The following is an 18,872-nucleotide window of genomic DNA, read 5'->3' as shown; positions in this document are numbered from 1 at the left end:
CACCAACACCAGGAGAGTCACATGTCTGTCGAAATCAGCAACCCGGCCGAGCTGCACGATCCGACCGGATTCGGATACAGCCACCTCGCCCGGGTGTCCGGCGAGCTCGTGCTCATCGCCGGCCAGTACGACTCCGATGCCGACGGGCACACCACCACCGAGGACTTCGCGGGCCAGGTCGCGCGGGCCTTCGAGAATCTGGGCACCGCCTTGCGCTCGGCGGGACTCGGGTACGCCGATGTCGCTCAGTTGCGCACGTTCATCGTCGACCACGATCTGGACAAACTGACGGTGCTCGGCGCGAAGATCGCCGAGATCTGGGGTGACACTCCGCCGGTCCAGACCCTGCTCGGCGTCGCCTCGCTCGCCCTGCCCGGAATGCTGTTCGAGGTGGACGCGGTGGCGGTGCGCGACTGATCGGTCGAGGCGGCACCGCGAGTGTGTTCCGCGGATTCATTCGGCGGTCACCTGGCCGCTACCCGGCTCGGCCAGGATCGCCGAGTTCCCCACCTGTGGGGCGGAGTGCGTTCGCTAGGAGTTGAGTTTTGGCCGGAATGGGAAAATGGCGTCTCGGTGCGGCGGTCGCGACGGTGGCAGTGCTCGCCGTCGCCTGCGGGTCGGAGGAGTCCAACAGTGGTCCGGCAGCGGCGGCGGGGTGGGAGCGTGACGCGGCGACCAGCTATCACCGGCTCACCACCTACCCGGTCTACGAGAACCGGCCCGCCGGCGCCGACGCCGCGGCGCCGACCTCCGCGGAGATCTCGGCGGTCACCGAGGACGGCGAGACCCTGATCTACACCGACGCGATGGGTCAGCGGATCGGCTTCCTCGACCTGAGTGATCCGAAGAACCCGCAGGGCACGGGCACACTGTCGCTGGCCCAGCCCGGCCACGCCGACGACCAGCCGACCTCGGTGGCTGTCGTCGGCGAACACCTCCTGGTGGTCGTCGACAGCAGCGGCGGCGATTTCGTCGCCCCGTCCGGGCGCGTCGACGTGGTGCGGATCAGTGATCGCACCACGGTGCACAGCATCGATCTAGGCGGTCAGCCCGACTCGATCGCGGTCAGTGCCGACGGCAAGTACGCGGCCATCGCGATGGAGAACCAGCGCGACGAGTCCTTCACCCCGGCCGGCGGCGCCGAAGGCGACCTGCCGCAACCGCCGACGGGCTTCGTGCAGCTGATCGACCTGTCCGGCGCGGTGCCGCAGTGGGCCGCCACGCCGGTCCGCCTCGACGAGGCCGCCGCCCGCGCGGCCGGCCTGACCGCACCCGAAGACCTCGAGCCCGAGTACGTCAGCTTCAACTCCCGCGGTGAGGTCGCCCTCACCCTGCAGGAGAACAACGGCATCGCGATCATCGACGCCGCGACCGCCACGGTGCGCACGATCTTCTCCGCGGGCACCGCCTCCGTCGAGGGCATCGACACCGAGAAGGACGGCCTGATCGATCCGAGCGGTTCGATCGAGGATCTGCCGCGCGAGCCGGACACGATCGGCTGGATCGGTGACGACCACGTGGTGACCGCGAACGAGGGCGACTGGCGGGGCGGCACGCGCGGCTGGACCATCTTCGACGCGAAGACGGGCACGGTCGTCTGGGACGCGGGCAACTCCTTCGAACACCTCGCGCTGCGGGTCGGCCTGTTCAACGACGGTCGCGCCGACAAGAAAGGCACCGAGCCGGAGGGCCTCGCCGTGACCGAACTGGACGGCAAGCCGGTCGTGCTGGTCGGTTCCGAGCGCAGCAATTTCGTCGCGGTGTACGACGTGTCCGAGGTGACCGCGCCGGTGTTCCGCCAGGTGCTGGCGACCGGGGTCGGCCCGGAGGGCATCCTGCCGATCCCGGGGCGCGATCTGCTGGCCGTGTCCTCGGAGGCCGACGACGCCGAGGCCGGTGTGCGCGGCACCATCTCGATGTTCGGCTTCGGCGCCGACTTCGCCGAGTCCGCGACGCCGGAGTTCCCGTCGATCGTCTCCGCCGACGCCGACGGCACGCCGATCGGCTGGGGAGCGCTCGGGGCGCTCAGCGCCGACCCGGCCGATGCCGATCGGCTGTTCACCGCCTCCGACAACGCCTACGGCCCGGCCCGTATCCTCGGGCTCGATGTCTCGGTCGTTCCCGCGGTGATCGACAGCCAGATTCCGGTGACCGAGAACGGCAAGCCGGTGACCCTCGACGTCGAGGGCCTCGCCGCACGCGCCGATGGCGGCTTCTACCTCGCCGTCGAGGGCAAGGACGGCCCCGGCAACGCGCTGATCCGGGTCTCCGGTGACGGCGCGATCGAGCAGCGGATCACGCTGCCCGCCGAAATCGCCGCCGGCCTCGGCTCGCAGGGGCTGGAAGGCGTCGCGGTGCAGGGGTCCGGTGACGCCGAAGTCGTGTGGGTGGCGCTGCAACGTGAGCTGAAGGGCGATCCGAAGGGCGTCACGCGGATCGGCAGGTACGAGCCCGCGACGGGCCAGTGGCAGTGGTACGGCTATCAGCTCGAGACCACCGATGCCGCCGGTGACTGGATCGGCGTCTCCGAAATCGCGGTCCACGGTGATTCGCTGCTGCTGATCGAACGCGACAAGCGCAGCGGTCCCGACGCCGTGCTGAAATCGGTCACCAGCGTGCGGATCCCGACGGATGCGGGCGTCACCGACACCGCCGCGCCGAGCGTGCTCGCCAAGACAGAGGTCCGCGACCTGCTGCCCGAGCTGCGCGCGACCAATGGCTGGGTGCAGGAGAAGGTCGAGGGCCTGACGGTCGCGGGCAATGGTGAGCTCTACGCCGTCACCGACAACGACGGTCTCGACGACGCCACGGGTGAGACGGTGTTCTTGCGCCTCGGCACCCTGAACTGATCCCACGCGCAGTGACGGTGCGGCACAACGAGTTCCGCACCGTCACTGCCCGCTGATCGACGGGCCGGTGACGGCGCGCAACCGGGCGGTGAGGAAGTCGAGCGCGGCCCGGTCGAGGTGGTTGGTCGGCTCGTCGAGCAGCAGGAAGTCGTCCCCGGCGGCCAGCAGCACCGCCAGTCGCACCCGGTAGCGCTGCCCCACCGACAGGGTGGACAGCGGCCGGTCGCGGTCAGTGACGGCGCCGAGCGCGTCGAGGGCGATGTCGACACGACGATCGGCGTCCCAGGCGTCGAGCAGCTGGGCGAGGTCGAGCGCGTCACTGTAGTCCTGATCGGCGCCAGGGCGGCCGTCGGCGAGGGCCGCGGTGGCTTCGTCGAGCCGCCGCACCGCGGCGCGGGCGGCGGCCAGATGCACCCGGCCTGGTGAGCAACGGTCCAGGTAGGGCTAGGCGACGGCAGTGGCCGTGGTGTGGGCGCCGTAGCCGAGGTTGGTGAGGACTTCGCTGGTGGCCTTGGCGAAGTTGAGGGTGATGAAGTGCAGGCAGGGAGCGCCCTCGTCGATGAGGCGCTGGGCCATCTCGGTGGCGATCTGGATGCCTTCGGCACGGACTGCCGCGCGGTCTTCTTCCGGGGCGGTGCCCGCGGCCCGCTGGAGGCGGGCCATGACGGCGGGCGGCAGGGTGCGCCCGCAGAGTTCCTCGGCGCGCTGGACGGTGCGCAGGGAGGTGATGGGCATGAGTTCGGGGATGATCGGCTTGGCCCCCTCGACGGGATCCATGGCGACGACGCGATCCCGCAGGCGCAGGTAGTGCTCGACGTCGAAGAACATCTGGGTGATCGAATACTCCGCGCCCGCACGCAGTTTCGCGGCGAGGTGGCGGGTGTCGTGGTCGAGGTCGGGTGAGCGGTGGTGGCCCTGGGGGAACGAGGCCACGCCGACATGGAAATCGCCTAGGTCACGCACGATCCGCACCAACTCGTCCGCGTATTCGACACCACTCGGGTGCTTGTGCCACTCGCCGAGGGGGTCGCCCGGCGGGTCGCCGCGCAGGACCAGCAGGTTACGGATCCCGGAGTCGGCGTAGGAGCCGACCAGGGAACGCAGTTCGGCGATGCTGTGGCCGACCGCGGTGAGGTGGGCAACCGGGAGCAAGGTGGTCTCGGTCGCCAACTCACCGGTGATCCGGACGGTGCGGTCCTTGGTCGAGCCACCCGCGCCATAGGTCATGGACACGAACGCCGGGTGCATCCGTTCGAACTGGCGCACCGCGCGCCACAATCTGGCCTCGCCGGCCGCGTCGCGGGGCGGGTTGAATTCGACCGAGAACGGCACCTCGTGTCCCGTGCGGTCACGCAGGCTCTGCGCGACCGAGGGGGTGCGGGAGATGAACGATGTCGGCCGCCGGCCGCTCGTTTCGGGTCGTCGTTCACCGGTCATCGGCTCTCCCCCAATTCCACGAGTAGGTCGCCGCCCCCGACCTGCTGCACCTTCGCCGTGGCGACCCGTACGACGATACCGGCGCGCGGCGCGGTGATGGCCGCTTCCCTCTTCATTGCCTCGATCGTGCCCACCGCGTCACCCGCCCGGACCGAAACTCCTTCGGTGACTGCGAGAGTCACGAAAACTAGGTCACGACCACGCGCTTCGGCGAGACCTCGAACGCCATACCAGTCCCCGCGGGGGAATGGTGCCGAAGCGCATGTTCAGGAAGCGAGGGCCAGTAGGTCGGCCCGTCCGCGCCGACCGCGCTGGTCAGTCCGCCAGGGGCAGTTGATGCCTGGTGCGCCCCACCGCGTGCAACAGCTGGGCGTCGGCCACGTCGGCCGGGGTGTCGGCCGCGATGACGAGCAGGGTGAGGTGCACACCGTCGACACCGACGAGATGCATGGCATCGGGCTGCTGGCCGACATCGGGGACATGCAGGTCGACACCGTCGCCGTGGTCGATGCCGCGCTGGTGACGGCTGGTGGTGTTCCAGTCGAAGCTGATCCGCGCGGTCTTGCCGAGGCGCGGGGTGAGCGCGCTGATCAAGTCGTGCAATTCCGCGGTGAGGTTCGCGGTGCGCGGCCACCACGCGCCGTCGAACTGCTCGGCGTGACTGGCGGTGCCGCGCAACAGCAGTCGCGGCGTGCGGGTAGGCGCACCGAACGGCTGCCGGTCGTGTTCGAGCGTTTCCGTCGCCGTGCTCATCGCGAGGTGGTTGGTGATCGGCCGCAGCTCGGCGGGGGTGTCGGCGACCGACTCGGCGGCGGTCATCATGGCCGCGTGGGCGGTCGGCTCGTCGGTGTCGGCGGGGATCACCTGGAGTACGAGCATGCCCGCGTCGCGACCGAACACATACATCGTGTTCCACAGTTCGAAGTGATAGGAATCCATACGCACGGTCGCACCGCCGACGACGGTCGAGGCAGGCGCGCTCGACCAGCACCGCGGGTCGTACACGACCCGCCAGATCGGGCCGAGCCGCACCGCGAGCACAGCGAGCAGGTCGGGCAGCTCGGTGACGAGTTCGCTCGACCTCGGCCACCAGGCACCGTCGAGGTAGCTGTCGGCGGACGCACGCGACCGCAGGCGCAGGCGTGGGGTGTACAGCGGCGGGCTCGGATGACGGGCGGGCGCGCGGGGCGCGTGGTCTTCGTGAATGCGCATGATCGATCCTCTCGGCCGGGATCCGAGGAATCGGCAGCAGCTCCGGGGACCGGTGTTCCTCCAGTACACGCCCGAACGACCGTATTGTCAACGGTGTAGGTCTACACTGATCAAGTAGTCGACGCAGACGGAGGTGCCACCATGGCCGAGGGTTCGACAGACGGGGCGGGGCCGCGCACCGGCCGCCCCAGCGGACCGGTGACCAGGGAGTCGGTGCTGTCCGCCGCGCTCACGATCATCGATCGCGACGGGATCGACGCGCTGTCGATGCGCAGGCTGGCCGAGGCGGTCGGGCGCGATCCGATGGTGATCTACCGGCACCTGCCGAACAAGGCCGCCGTACTGGACGGCGTGGCCGAGCTCGTCTTCGATCAGCTGAGCGTGGACTCGGGAGATCCGGACTGGACCGCCCAGCTGCGTGAGGTCGCCCGCGCGTTTCGCGCCCTGGCGCTAGCGCACCCGAAAGTCGTTCCGCTGCTGGTGACCCGGCCGCTGTCGACCCCGCTCGGCATGCGCCCGCCCGCGGCGGTCCGCCCCCTGGAGGCCGTGCTGCGACTGCTCACCGAAGCGGGCTTCAGCGGCGCCGACGCGCTGCATGTCTATCGCGCACTGTTCGGTTTCCTCTACGGCCACGTGCTCAACGAACTCCAGGAGATCGTCGAGCGCCCGGACGAATCCGACGAGGTCCTTCGCCTCGGCCTGCACCGTCTGCCGATCGGGGAGTTCCCGCTGGTACGTGAACTGGCCCCGATCCTGGCCGACTACGACGGCGGCGCCGAACTCGAACGCGGCCTCGACATCCTGATCACCGGCCTCACGGCCACGCTGCCGGAACCGACGCACTAGTTCACGCGCAGCTCGGCGCCGCCCTCGGATTCCCAGCGCTGTTCGGCGGATTCGGTGCCGGCCGGGTCGGTGAGCAGGCACCTGCGCCGGTGGTCGCCGTCGACACCGCCGAGATCCACGGTCAGCCAGGTCTTCTCTTGATTCGCCACGATCCGATGCTCCTGTCCCGGCTCACGCCGATTCCGCCATACGGCGATTCCGCAGACGTCTATGCCGTAAGTCTACGCTGTAGACTGACGGCGTAGAAGCACGTAGGATCGGTAAGACGACCAGCTGAGGATTTGACGCATGGCCATAACCGAAGTCGCGGTATACGCGCACCTCACCGACGCCGATATCGAAGCACTCGGCGACGAACTCGACGCGATCCGCCGGGAGATCGAGGAACGTCGCGGCAGTGCCGACGCCGCCTACATCCGGCGCACGATCGCCTTCCAACGACTGCTCGACGCCGGCGCCCGGCTGGTGCTCGCAGGCACCCGGTCGCGCCTGGGCTGGCTGGCCGGGACCACCGCACTGGCCGCGGCCAAGAGCATCGAGAACATGGAAATCGGACACAACGTGTCGCACGGTCAGTGGGATTGGATGAACGATCCCGAAATCCATTCGCGCACCTGGGAATGGGACATGGCCGGGGTCTCGTCGCAATGGCGCTATTCGCACAACTATCGCCATCATGTGTTCACCAATGTGGTCGGCATGGACGACGACGTCGGGTTCGGCGTGCTGCGGGTGACCCGTGATCAGCGATGGACTCCGCGTCAGCTCATCCAGCCGTTGCAGAACCTGCTGCTCGCGGCCACCTTCGAATGGGGCATCGCCCTGCACGGCCTGTATTCCGAACAGGAGCGCGCGACGACACCGGCCGGGAAGAAGGCCCACACCAGGGCGTTGCTCCGCAAGATCGGCAGGCAGACCGCCAAGGACTATCTGTTCTTCCCGCTACTCAGCGGCCGCCGCTGGCGCCGCACGCTGACCGGCACCATCACGGCCAACACCGTGCGCAACCTGTGGGCGTACGTGGTGATCTTCTGCGGCCACTTCCCCGACGGCGCGGAGAAGTTCACCCCGGAGGCGATCGAGGACGAGACGCACGCGCAGTGGTACCTGCGCCAGATGCTCGGCACCGCGAACTTCGACGCCGGGCCGGTGCTCGGGTTCCTCAGCGGTCACCTCTCGCACCAGATCGAACATCACCTGTTCCCCGATCTGCCCAGCAATCGCTACGCCGAGATCGCGGTCCGCGTGCGCGCGCTCTGCGACAAGTACGACCTGCCGTACACCACCGGCCCGCTCCCCCGCCAATACCTGCTGACCCTGCGCACCATCCACAAGCTCGCTCTGCCCGACTCCTTTCTCACCGCCACCAGCGACGACGCGCCCGAGACTGCGTCGGAGCGCAAATTCGCCCGCGGCGCCGAATCCGGCAACCGTCGAGGTGGACTCCGCACCGCACGAGCAGCACACGACTCCGAACGAGCAGCCGGCTCCCGCAAACGGCGGTAATTGATGTCACATGTCTGTGATCGCGCACACCATCCGGTCTGATTTCGAGCGCATCCGCGCAGGTTGTCGGGTATCCTGCAGCTGAATTCACTTGTACGACCCGGACTTCCGGTCGGCAATCAACGAATTCATTGATTTCGGGGTCGTCAGACGTGGGGAGACTTGTCGTGCAATTCATGGGGCGCATTCGCGATGCCATTCACCGTTCGCGAAAAAGCGGCCGGCACGGCGGATCTCGCACGGCCGGATCGTCGGTGACGACCTCGCCGCCGCGTGGGTGAGTTCCTCGCCGCCGTCGTGTCCTTTCCGACGGCCCTGTTCAGCTTCGCCTTGCTCGTCGTCATCGGATACTGGCTGCTGGTGCTCGTGGGGGGCACCGAGGTCGACACGTTCGACGGCGGCGAATCCGGTTCGGCGGTAGGCGGTTTCGATGCGCTCGGCTTGGGCGGTGTGCCCGTCACGGTCGCGGTGACCGGACTGGTCACCCTGTCCTGGTTCGCCAGCCTGGTCGGCACCGTCGTGATCGGCGCGACCGGCCTGGCCGGCATCGCCGCGATCGCCGCCGGGTGCGCGGTGTTGCTCGTGGCCGTCCTCGCCGCCGTAGCAGGCACCCGGCTCGTGGTGATCCCGCTGCGGCGCTTCTTCCGGCACGGTCCCGCGCCCTCACTCCAAGACTTCGTCGGCCGGATGTGCGTGGTGCGCACCGGTCGCGTCGACGAGCAGTTCGGTCAGGCCGAACTCACCGCCGACGACGGCTCCTCGGCCGTCATCCAGGTCCGGCAGAGCGCCCTGCATGCCGCGACCGCTCCCCTGGCACAAGGGGATTCCGCTGTCGTCTACGACTACGACCCGGCCACCGCAACATTCTGGGTGGCCGCTCTGGAGGGGAACTGATGTCCACCATCGCCATCGGATTCGGCGTGCTCGTCGCCGTGGTCCTGCTCGCCGTACTCGCCATCCTGTTCCTGGTGAGCCGACTGTTCAAGAAGGTCAGCCAAGGTCGCGCGCTGATCATCTCGAAGATGCGCAAGGTCGATGTGACCTTCACCGGCGCCGTCGTGCTCCCGGTGCTGCACAAGGCCGAGTTCATGGACATCTCGGTGAAGACCATCGAGATCGCCCGCGTCGGCCGCGACGGGTTGATCTGCCGCGACAACATCCGCGCCGACATCAGGATCACCTTCTTCGTGCGGGTCAACAAGACCGTCGAGGACGTGATCAAGGTGGCCCAGGCCATCGGCACCGAACGCGCCAGCGACCAGAGCACGCTGCAGGAACTGTTCAACGCCAAGTTCTCCGAGGCGCTCAAGACCGTCGGCAAGCACCTGGACTTCGTTGATCTCTACACCCACCGCAACGAGTTCCGCGACCGGATCATGGCCGTCATCGGCACCGACCTCAACGGTTACAGCCTCGAAGACGCCGCCATCGACTACCTCGAGCAGACCCCGCTGATCCAGCTCGACGCTCAGAACATCCTCGACGCGCAGGGCATCCGCAAGATCACCGAGCTCACCGCCATCGAGCACGTGCGCACCAACGAGTTCCGCCGCCACGAGGAGAAGGAGATCACCCGCCAGAACGTGGAGGCCCGCGAGGCCGTGCTCGAGCTCGAGCGCCAGCAGGCCGACGCCGAGAACCGGCAGCGCCGCGAGGTCGAGACCCTGCGCGCCCGGGAGGAAGCCGAGATCCTGCGGGTGCAGGCCGAGGAGCGACTCAAGGCGCAGACCGCCTTCCTGCGCACCGAGGAAGCGCTCGGCATCCAGGCGCAGAACAAGGATCGCGAGATCGCCGTCGCGGAGAAGAACCGCGAGCGGGTGATCGCGATCGAGTCCGAGCGCATCGAGAAGGACCGGCTGCTCGAGGTGGCCGACCGGGACCGGGCGGTCTCGCTGGCGCACATGTCCAACGAGCGCGAGGTCGAGACCGAGCGCCGCACCGTGGCCGAGGTGGTACGCGAGCGGATCGCGGTCGACAAGACCGTCGCCGAGCAGGAAGAACAGATCAACCGGCTGCGCGCGACCGAGGCCGCCGAGCGCGACCGCCAGGCCATCATCATCCGCGCCGAAGCCGAGGCCCAGGAGCACCTGGTCAAGGACATCAAGGCCGCCGAGGCGGCCGAGGCGGCCTCGAAGTTCCTCGCCAAGGAGTCGATCACGCTGGCCGAGGCCGAGGTCGAGGCCGCGGAACTGAAGGCCAAGGCCAAGATCCGGCTCGCCGAGGCCACCCAGGCCGAGTCGGCCGCCGAAGGCCTCGGCCAGGCACAGGTGCGCGAACGCGAGGCCGACGCGATCGAGAAGGTCGGCCGGGCCGAGGCCGCGGTGCTGCGCGAGAAGAACCTCGCCGAAGCCGACGGCCTGCGCGACAAGCTCAAGGGCGAGGCCGAGGGCCTGACCGAGAAGGCCGCCGCCATGGCCGTGCTCGACGACGCGACCCGCGAGCACGAGGAATTCCGGCTGCGCCTGGAACTGCAGAAGGAGATCGAGCTGGCCACCGTGCAGGCCCACCGCGACGTGGCCCAGGCCCAGGCCGAGGTGCTGGCCACCGGGCTCGGCAACGCCAAGATCGACATCGTCGGCGGGGAGTCGATGTTCCTCGACCGCCTGGTCGGCTCGATCGGGCTCGGCAAGGGCCTGGACAAGCTGCTGCACTCCGACACCGGCACCGCGGCCACCGCGGTCGTCGGCTCGCTGCTGGCCCGCAACGGGTCCGCCACCGACACGACCGACAAGGCAGGCGAGGCCGCCGCGCTCGACCTGCTGCTGGACAAGTGAGCGCGCCGCGGACGCGGCACCAGGACACGACAGCCGGGGCTGACACGTCAGCCCCGGCCCCGGGTGCCGTCCTCGACGGCGGCACCTACGAGGTGCTGCGCACTCGCCTGCACGAGCAGGCGAACGAGTTGGCCGAACGCTGTGAGGATCTCAACGATCGACGAGTCGCCGACTTCGGCGGAATCGAACTCTCGCTGATCGGCACCGAACACATCCGCACCGAGCACAACTGCGTGCCCCGCGACATCGTCGCCATCGACGACGGGCGAATGCTGTTCGGCTACAACGTCTTCCTCGGCCTGAAGCCGGAGACCGAGATCGGCGACGTGTTCGCCACGCACCGGTTCCACCGCGACGGCGACGAATTCGGCTTCACCGCCGCCGAACCGACCGGACTGCTCGACGATCCGCGATTCCAGCGCGACTTCGCCGAGCTCTACCGGTACTACACCCAGACCCAGCTGCTGCAGTTGCGCAGGCTCGACGGGCGGATGCTCGCGATCTTCCAGACCGGCCGGCGCACCGACGACATCAAGGTGTTGCGCTGGGGCATCGATTCGGCGGGCGCGGTCGACTATCTCGACAGCCGCGGCGAGCGCGACCATGTGTTCCCGTCTCCACACGAGTTCGCCTGGATCGAGACCACCCGCGACGACCAGGTAGCGGGCCGTCATCCGCATCTGTCGATCCTGGGCAAGGTGTTCGTCGAGACCCTCGGCGGCACGCTCACGGTGAAGGTGGAGAACAACACCGAGACCGGGACCGGTGTCTACGCCGAACCGGTCGCCGAGCCGCTGCAGAGCCTGGCCGACGCCGATGTGCACTACGCCGAGGCGGGCGCGCTGATCCTGCTGCGCATCCGGCCCTACAACGAAACCGATTGGCGGCACCTGGTCTTCAACACCAGGACGAGAACCGTGGTGCGCATGGACGGCATCGGTCTGTCGTGCCGTCTGCTTCCCGAGGACCAGGGCATCGTCTTCCCCGGTGGCTACTACCTCGAGACGGGGGTGCACAAGACCTTCGACACCGCCGTCGACGATCTGGAATACGAGCGCACCGTGCGCGCGCCCAACGGCGAGGACGTGCTCTACGTCTTCCACGCCCGCGCCGACGGTCGCTCGCTGCTGCTGCCCTACAACATGATTCGCAAGCAGGTGGCCACGCCGATCGCCTGCCACGGGTACTCGCTGTTCGACGACGGCACGATGGTGGTGTTCCGCGCGCTGTCGGCGGAACCGACACGGGTGCACACCATGCAGGTGTGGCAGACACCCTTCGTCTCCGACACCCACGCGGCCCGGCAGCAGCTGAATACCGGACCGCTGGCGCGGATCGGCAACGCTGAACTGGTCCGCGCGCTGGCGGACTGTCTGTCGGTGACGCGCATGGTCGAGGACATGGCCGAGACCACCGACGTGTTCGAGGCGATCATCGCCGCCTGCGTGCGCGCCGCTGACCTGCACCACTGGCTCGGCGAGGCCGAATTCGGTGGACTCGCCGAGTCGCTGACGGCGGTGCGCGACACCGCCGAACAGGTCGTCGAGGAGTTCGAGAAGGTCACCGCCCGCACCGAGGAGGCGCTGGCCGCGGTCACGGCGGCGGCCGAACACATCGCCGGACTCGTCCGGGCCAGGACCACGCACACCACCGCTCGCGGCTGGGTCGAGGAACTCACCGCGCTGCACCGGGCCGCGGGCCGGGTCGAGACCCTGCGCGAGATGCGCTACACCGACGCCGACCGGCTCGACGAACTCGCGGCCACGGTCGCCGAGGCGCTGACCGACACCGGTCGCCGGTGCGTCGAATTCCTCGCCGCACCCGATGCTTTCGACGACTACCTCACCGAGATCGAGCAGGTGTTCGAGCGCGCGCAGGCGATCGCGACGGTGGCCGATGCCGAACCGATCCGCGCGAATCTCACCGCGCAGACCGACGACCTGCAGACCGTCATCGAGGTCGTCACGGGGCTCGATGTCGGCGACGCGACCCTGCGCACCGGCATCCTGGAGCGCATCGCCACCGTGCTGGCCGCGGTCAACCGCGCCCGCGCGACTCTCGAGGCCCGCCGCACCGAGCTGGCGTCCGCCGAGGGCCGCGACGAGTTCACCGCCGAATACGCCCTGCTCGGGCAGGCCGTCACCAGCGCGCTGGCGATGTCCGACACCCCGGCGGCCTGCGACGACCACGTGGCCAAGCTGCTGCTGACCGTGGAGAGCCTGGAAACCCGGTTCGGCGCGTTCGACGACTTCGCCGAGCGCATCGCCGCCACCCGCGACGACATCTACGAGGCCTTCGCCACCCGCAGGCAGACCCTGCTCGACGAACGGTCCCAACGTGCCCGGCGACTGCTCGATTCCGCGCAACGCATGCTGTCGAGCGTCGAGCGGCGCAGCAGCGCGCTGACCTCGCTCGAGGAGATCAACGCCTATTTCGCCGCCGATCCGATGGTGGTGCGGCTGCGGGCGACCGCCGCCGAGCTGCGCGCGGCGGGCGAAGTGGTCTCGGCCGAGGAACTCGACGGCCGGATCAAGGTGGTCCGCCAGGAAGCGGGCCGGGTCCTGCGCGATCGCCGCGACCTCTACGCCGACGGCGGCGAGACGATCCGGCTCGGCCGGCACCGGTTCGCGGTCACCACCGCCGAGTGGGACCTGGCGCTGGTGCCGCACGAGGGGTCGCTGGTCTACAGCATCAGCGGCACCGACTACCGGGCACCGCTACCCGCGGGCGAGTTCGACGCCGACAGCGCGGCACTGTGGTCGCAGCTGCTGGTGTCGGAGACCCCGCGGATGTACCGGGCCGAGCACCTGGCCACCTCGATCCTGGCCGACGCCGAGGCCACGGCCGGGCTGACCCGGCTGCACGAGGCCGTGGCGGCGGACGAGCTCGACGCGCAGGTGCGCGCGATCGCCCGGCAGCGCTATGACGAGGGCTATCAGCTCGGAGTGCACGACCACGACGCCACCGCGATCCTCACCGCGCTGCTGACCCTGCGCCAGGGCGCGGGCCTGCTGCGCTACCGTCCCGTCGACCGTGCGGCCGCTCAGCTGTGGTGGCATTTCGGCGCGGCAGGCCGGCAGCAACACGAGCCGACGCAGCGCGTGCGATGGACCACCCGGATCACCTCGACGGCCCGCGCCGCGAACATCTTCGGTGACCCCACCGCGCGGACGGCGGTGATCGACGAGCTCACCGCCGCGATCGACGCCTTCGCCGTCCACCTCGGACTCGCCGACGTCGATCCACAGCTCGCCGGGGCATACCTGTTCCACGAGATCGCCACCGAGCCCGCCGGTTTCACCACGGCCGCGGGCGCGCGCGCCCTGCTCGACGCGTTCCGGCGCCAACTCGACGCCGCCGATCCCGACGCCTACACCGCGTTCACCCGGGACGTCGGAGCACTCGACGCCGACCTACCCCAGCGCAACGAACTCGTCACCACCTGGCTGCGCTCCTTCGTCGACACCACCGGCGACAGCGCGCGACTGGAATACCTGCCCGAGGCCGTGGCGATCGAGCTGTGCGGCCCCGAGGCGGACCGGTACGAGTGCGCCGCGGAGCTCACCGCCGCCGTCGACGGACTGCTCGGCGAACACCAGCGGATCACCGGCGGCCAGTTGACGATCGCACTGGCCGAGACCACCGCGCGCGGGCACCGCTTCCGCACCGACGAGGTACCCGCCTTCCGCGCGCACCTGCGCCGGCGCAACGAGCTGCTCACCACCCAACGCGCGCGGTTGCGCCTGGACGACTTCAAGCCCTCGGTGATGAGCGGGTTCGTGCGCAATCGGCTGCTCGACGAGGTCTACCTGCCGCTGATCGGTGACAACCTGGCCCGCCAGCTCGGCACGCCGGGGGAATCCGACAATGCCGTCCAGTCCGGTCTGCTGTTGCTCATCTCACCGCCGGGTTACGGCAAGACGACGCTGATGGAGTACGTGGCCGCCCGGCTTGGACTGATCTTCGTCAAGGTCGACGGGCCCGCGCTGGGCAATGCCGTGCATTCGCTGGACCCGGCCGCGGCCCCGAACGCCACTGCGCGGCAAGAGGTCGAGAAGATCAACTTCGCGCTGGAACTGGGCAACAATGTGCTGCTCTATCTCGACGACATCCAGCACACCTCGCCGGAGTTGCTGCAGAAGTTCATCTCGCTGTGTGACGCCCAGCGCCGAATCGAGGGCGTCTGGGAGGAGCGTTCTCGCACATATGATTTGCGAGGCAAACGTTTCGCGGTCTGCATGGCGGGTAATCCCTACACCGAGCAAGGCAAACGCTTCCGCATTCCGGACATGCTCGCCAACCGCGCCGATGTGTGGAACCTCGGTGACGTGCTGTCCGGTCGCGAGGAGCTGTTCGGGCTCAGCTATATCGAGAACGCCCTGACCACGAACCCCGTACTCGCGCCACTGTCGGCGCGTGAGCGGGGCGACCTGGAAATATTGCTGCGCTTGGCGCGCGGTGAGGAGTCCGTCCAGTCCGATCAGCTCACCCATCCCTACTCGGCCGCCGAGTTGTCCGACATCACCGCGGTCCTGCGCATGGTGTTGCGTGTGCGCGGTGTCGTCCTCGCGGTGAACAAGGCCTACATCGCCTCGGCCGCCACGGCGGACAACTCCCGGACGAAGCCACCGTTCCAGCTCCAGGGTTCCTATCGCGACATGAACGCCCTCACCGGGCGCCTCGTGTCGGTGTTGAACGACGACGAGCTGGAAGCGTTGATCGACGATCACTATCGTGGCGAGGCGCAAACCCTCGCCGCCGGGGCGGAAGCGAACCTGCTCGCCCTCGCCGAACTACGCGACCGGCTCACCCCGGAGCAGGCCCGACGATGGGCCGACGTCAAGGCCGCCTACCTACGCGAACAAGCGCTCGGCGGCCGCGACGACGATCCACTGATTCGCGCGGTGGGCGGCCTCGGGCTGCTCGCTGATCGAGTCGGTGGCGTCGAGGCGGCGATCAGGGCCGCCGAGACGAAAGCCCTACCGAATACCGCCGAATGGACCGCGGAGTCCACCCCGTGATAGGAGAGTTGTCATGTCGTCGACACCTCCTGTATGCCGGAACTCCGGTTCACTTCCGTCCGGTGTACTCGGAGGGGCGTCGTGTCCGAGCCGTTGAACTACACGCTCCAGGATCCACCACGCACCACCCCGCTCTTCGAACGCGGACCGCGGACCGCGCCGGTCTACCGCACTGACCTCGACGGACTACGCGGACTCGCGATCGGACTCGTCGTGGTCTTCCACGTCTGGTTCGGTCGGGTGTCCGGCGGAGTCGACGTCTTCCTCGTCCTGTCCGGCTTCTTCTTCACCGGGTTGCTGTTGCGCCGGGCCGAGGGGCAGCGAACACCGTGGGCTGCGTCGGTGGGACGCCGGACGGTGCGGCGGCTGGTTCCCGCGATGGCGGTGGTCGCGGCGGCCGTGGTCGTCTGCTCGATCATCTGGCTGCCCTACACACAGTGGGGCTCGATCTCCGCGCAGACCCTGGCTTCGCTGTTCTACCTGCAGAACTGGGAACTCGCGCTGACCTGGTCGGACTATCTGGCCGCCGATCCCTCGGTGAGCCCGCTGCAGCACCTGTGGTCGATGTCGGTGCAGGGTCAGTTCTATCTGGTGGCACTGTTGGCGATCGCCGCGCTGGCCTGGCTGTGCGGCAAGACCGCGCAACCCACACTCGTGCGCCCGCTCGTCGGCGCGGTGGTGGTCGGATTCGCGGTCGTGTCGTTCCTCTACGCCGCCAACGGCACTGCGACCCAGCAGGGTTGGAACTACTACGACAGCTTCGCGCGCGGGTGGGAACTGCTGGCCGGCGCCGCACTGGCCGTCGTGGCGCCCTACCTGCGCACGCCCCGGCTGCTGCGCGCGCCGCTGGCGGCGCTCGGGATCATCGGCGTCGTCGCCTGCGGCTGGCTGATCGTCGACGGCGCCAACCTGTTTCCCGGGCCGTGGGCCCTGGTCCCCGTCTGCGCCACCGCGGCGGTGATCCTGTCGGCCACCGGGGTCTCCCCCGAGGACTGGTCGCAGCCCAACCGACTGCTCGCTCACCCGGTGATGCGCTGGCTCGGCGACATCGCCTACCCGCTGTACCTGTGGCACTGGCCCATCCTGATCTTCTTCCTCGCCGAACGCGGGAATCCGCACGCCGGCCTGGTCGGCGGCACCGCGGTGATCGCGCTCTCGCTCGTGCTGGCGTGGCTGACCCACCGCTGGATCGAGGAGCCGCTGCGGGTACGCGCCCGCACCTCCGGTGACAGCACCCGCCGCACCGCCGTGCTGCCGCGTCGCCTGGCCGGCACCACGGTGGCGCTGCTGCTGGTGTCGGTGGTCGGGGTGACCGCGGCCTGGCAGTTCGCCGTGACACGGGTGAATCCACCGCAGGCGCTCAACACCGTCGACGCCGACCGCTACCCCGGCGCCGAGGCGCTGGCCTCCGGCCTCGCCACGCCCCCCGCACCGTTGCGCCCCAGTGTCTTCGAGGCCGGCTCGGACAAACCGCCACCGACCGGGGACGGCTGTATCGCCGACTGGGACACCGCCGAGGTCATCACCTGCACCTACGGAGATGCCGAAAGCGACCGGACCCTCGCCTTGGTCGGCAGCTCACACGCCGAGCACTGGCTGCCCGCGCTCGAGGTTCTCGCCGACCAGCACTCCTTCCGCATCGAGGTGTACCTCAAGATGGGCTGCCCGCTGACGCTGGCCACCGACAGCAGGTACAAGGGCGAGTCGATCCCGGACTGCCGGGACTGGTCGGCCCAGGTGATCGAGCGGCTCGGGGTCGACCGGCCCGACTGGGTGTTCACCACCGGCACCCGCCCTCGCGACGACGGCGGCGACGAGACCCCCGACGAGTACCTCGCCGTCTGGTCGGCCCTGTCGGCGCGCGGCCTCAATGTGATCGCGATCCGGGACACCCCGTGGCTGCGGCGCGGCACGGTGCGTTACAACGCCCCGGACTGTCTGGCCGCGGGCGGCAACCGGCTCAGCTGCGGGATGCGCAGGGAGGACGCGCTGAATCCGATCAACCCGCAGCTGGAACCGGCCGCGCGATTCCCGAGCGTTTTTCCGGTCGACATGACCGACGCGGTGTGCGAGCCTTCCGTGTGTTCGGTGGCCGAGGGCAATATCCTCATTTATCACGACGAGCACCACCTCACCGCCAGCTACTCCCGCTCACTGGCCGGACCGCTCGGACGCGAGCTCCAGCCACTGCTCGGATGGTGGTGATCTCGATCACCTGAGCCGAGAGAAGGGCCGCGACGTGACCGCTCGACGACGCTGTGCGATCGTGGCCGTTCTCGTCGCCGCCATGGTGACACTCGGCGCCAGGGTCACCGATCTGGCCACCCCGGCGGAGCTGACCGCGGTGACCGACCCCTCGATCCAGGAATCGCCCCTGCGCATCCCCTACGGTGACACCTCCGACACCTTCGGCGACCTCTACCTGCCGTCCACCTCGAGTACTCGACTGCCGGTGGTCGTGCTGATCCACGGCGGTGGCTGGACACAGAGCCGCACCCTGGCCCAGTTCGACGCGCACGCGCGCGGGCTCGCGGCCGAAGGAATCGCGGTGTGGAACATCGAGTACCGCCGGGTGCACGGCCAGGGCGGCTGGCCGACGACCCTCACCGATGTCGCGGACGCCATCGACGCGCTGAGCGTGGTGGCGCCCCTGGTGGGCAATCTGCTCGACCTGCAGCGGGTGCACGTGGCAGGGCATTCGGCCGGTGGTCAGCTGGCCGCGTGGGCGGCCGGTCATCGGCCGCCGCCGGACCACCACCAGCACAGTGGGGTACGGATCCGCAGCCTCACACTCATGGCGGCCGTGCTCGATCTGGACTACGCCGTCACCAACGGGCGCGATCGGTTCGTCACCGATCTGCTCGGCGGCCGTCCCGACCAGGTGCCGGAGCGCTATCACTACGCCTCCCCGATCCACCATCTGCCGGTCGAGACCGAGATCACCGCGCTGCACGGCGACCAGGACCGGGTGGTCGCCCCGGCACAGAGCCGCCGCTACGTCGAGGCGGTGCACGCCGCGGGCGCCCCCGCCGAGCTGCGGATACTGCCCGGCACCGGACACGGCGAATTCGCCGACGCGCGATCGGCCGCCTGGCAGGCCGCCCGCGGCACCATCCTCGACCACGTCCACAGCATCAACTGATTCCGAATACCGCGATCCACAGGCACTCTCGCCACCGGTTCCGTGAATCCCGCTGTTGGGCAACACACTCCGCGCAACAGGTAGC

Annotated in this window: 12 protein-coding genes and 2 pseudogenes; 9 read left to right on the top strand and 5 right to left on the bottom strand. The window is 69.1% G+C overall.

Annotated elements, in window-relative coordinates:
* Positions 1-21: 21 nt before the first annotated feature.
* Both BOX37_RS05680 and BOX37_RS05675 read left to right on the top strand, forming a co-directional pair.
* On the top strand, positions 22-417 hold the full coding sequence (locus tag BOX37_RS05680; RefSeq protein WP_071926716.1) for a RidA family protein: 396 nt from the start codon (positions 22-24) through the stop codon (positions 415-417).
* A 137-nt stretch (positions 418-554) separates the two neighbouring features.
* Positions 555-2,849, top strand: a complete 2,295-nt coding sequence (locus tag BOX37_RS05675) for an esterase-like activity of phytase family protein (protein WP_071926715.1) — start codon at positions 555-557, stop codon at positions 2,847-2,849.
* A 63-nt stretch (positions 2,850-2,912) separates the two neighbouring features.
* Here BOX37_RS05675 and BOX37_RS05670 read toward each other — a convergent pair.
* The 4 genes and pseudogenes from BOX37_RS05670 to BOX37_RS34830 form a co-directional block, all read right to left on the bottom strand.
* Positions 2,913-3,257: pseudogene (locus tag BOX37_RS05670) on the bottom strand (ATP-binding cassette domain-containing protein); the annotation flags it as partial.
* A gap of 36 nt (positions 3,258-3,293) precedes the next feature.
* A complete protein-coding gene (locus BOX37_RS05665; RefSeq protein ID WP_071926714.1) occupies positions 3,294-4,286 on the bottom strand; it encodes a methylenetetrahydrofolate reductase in 993 nt (330 codons plus the stop codon).
* Positions 4,283-4,501, bottom strand: a pseudogene (locus BOX37_RS05660) (biotin/lipoyl-containing protein); the annotation flags it as partial. The pseudogene BOX37_RS05660 and the gene BOX37_RS05665, both read right to left, overlap by 4 nt.
* Before the next feature lie 100 nt (positions 4,502-4,601).
* Positions 4,602-5,498 (bottom strand): DUF5994 family protein, encoded by an 897-nt coding sequence (locus BOX37_RS34830; protein ID WP_071926713.1) that lies wholly within the window; start codon positions 5,496-5,498, stop codon positions 4,602-4,604.
* Between the two features lie 141 nt (positions 5,499-5,639).
* On the opposite strand from BOX37_RS34830, the gene BOX37_RS05650 reads away from it, so the two are divergent.
* A complete protein-coding gene (locus tag BOX37_RS05650; protein ID WP_071926712.1) occupies positions 5,640-6,344 on the top strand; it encodes a TetR/AcrR family transcriptional regulator C-terminal domain-containing protein in 705 nt (234 codons plus the stop codon).
* Here the strand turns inward: BOX37_RS05650 and BOX37_RS33695 are convergent.
* Positions 6,341-6,493, bottom strand: a complete 153-nt coding sequence (locus tag BOX37_RS33695) for a hypothetical protein (RefSeq protein WP_156910274.1) — start codon at positions 6,491-6,493, stop codon at positions 6,341-6,343. The genes BOX37_RS05650 and BOX37_RS33695 overlap by 4 nt on opposite strands.
* A gap of 139 nt (positions 6,494-6,632) precedes the next feature.
* Between BOX37_RS33695 and BOX37_RS05645 the strand changes: the two genes are divergently transcribed.
* The 6 genes from BOX37_RS05645 (at position 6,633) to BOX37_RS05620 (ending at position 18,787) form a co-directional block, all read left to right on the top strand.
* On the top strand, positions 6,633-7,850 hold the full coding sequence (locus BOX37_RS05645; protein WP_071926711.1) for a fatty acid desaturase family protein: 1,218 nt from the start codon (positions 6,633-6,635) through the stop codon (positions 7,848-7,850).
* 273 nt (positions 7,851-8,123) lie between these two features.
* Complete coding sequence (locus BOX37_RS05640) at positions 8,124-8,744, top strand: hypothetical protein (protein WP_071926710.1); 621 nt, start codon at positions 8,124-8,126, stop codon at positions 8,742-8,744.
* Complete coding sequence (locus tag BOX37_RS05635; RefSeq protein ID WP_071926709.1) at positions 8,744-10,624, top strand: SPFH domain-containing protein; 1,881 nt, start codon at positions 8,744-8,746, stop codon at positions 10,622-10,624. The genes BOX37_RS05640 and BOX37_RS05635 overlap by 1 nt, the downstream gene beginning before the upstream one ends.
* Positions 10,621-15,645 carry a DNA repair ATPase gene (locus BOX37_RS05630; RefSeq protein WP_071926708.1) on the top strand — a complete coding sequence of 1,675 codons (5,025 nt, stop codon included), beginning with the start codon at positions 10,621-10,623 and terminating at the stop codon, positions 15,643-15,645. Before BOX37_RS05635 ends, BOX37_RS05630 begins: the two co-directional genes overlap by 4 nt.
* A gap of 81 nt (positions 15,646-15,726) precedes the next feature.
* Positions 15,727-17,850, top strand: coding sequence for an acyltransferase family protein (locus tag BOX37_RS05625; RefSeq protein WP_276207235.1), 2,124 nt, complete (start codon positions 15,727-15,729; stop codon positions 17,848-17,850).
* Positions 17,851-17,911: 61 nt separating this feature from the next.
* A complete protein-coding gene (locus BOX37_RS05620; RefSeq protein ID WP_240505216.1) occupies positions 17,912-18,787 on the top strand; it encodes an alpha/beta hydrolase family protein in 876 nt (291 codons plus the stop codon).
* Positions 18,788-18,872: the final 85 nt, after the last annotated feature.

Origin of the sequence: Nocardia mangyaensis, assembly GCF_001886715.1 — a bacterium.
In the GTDB taxonomy this organism is placed as follows: domain Bacteria; phylum Actinomycetota; class Actinomycetes; order Mycobacteriales; family Mycobacteriaceae; genus Nocardia; species Nocardia mangyaensis.
This window is presented reverse-complemented; position numbering and strand designations above follow the sequence as displayed.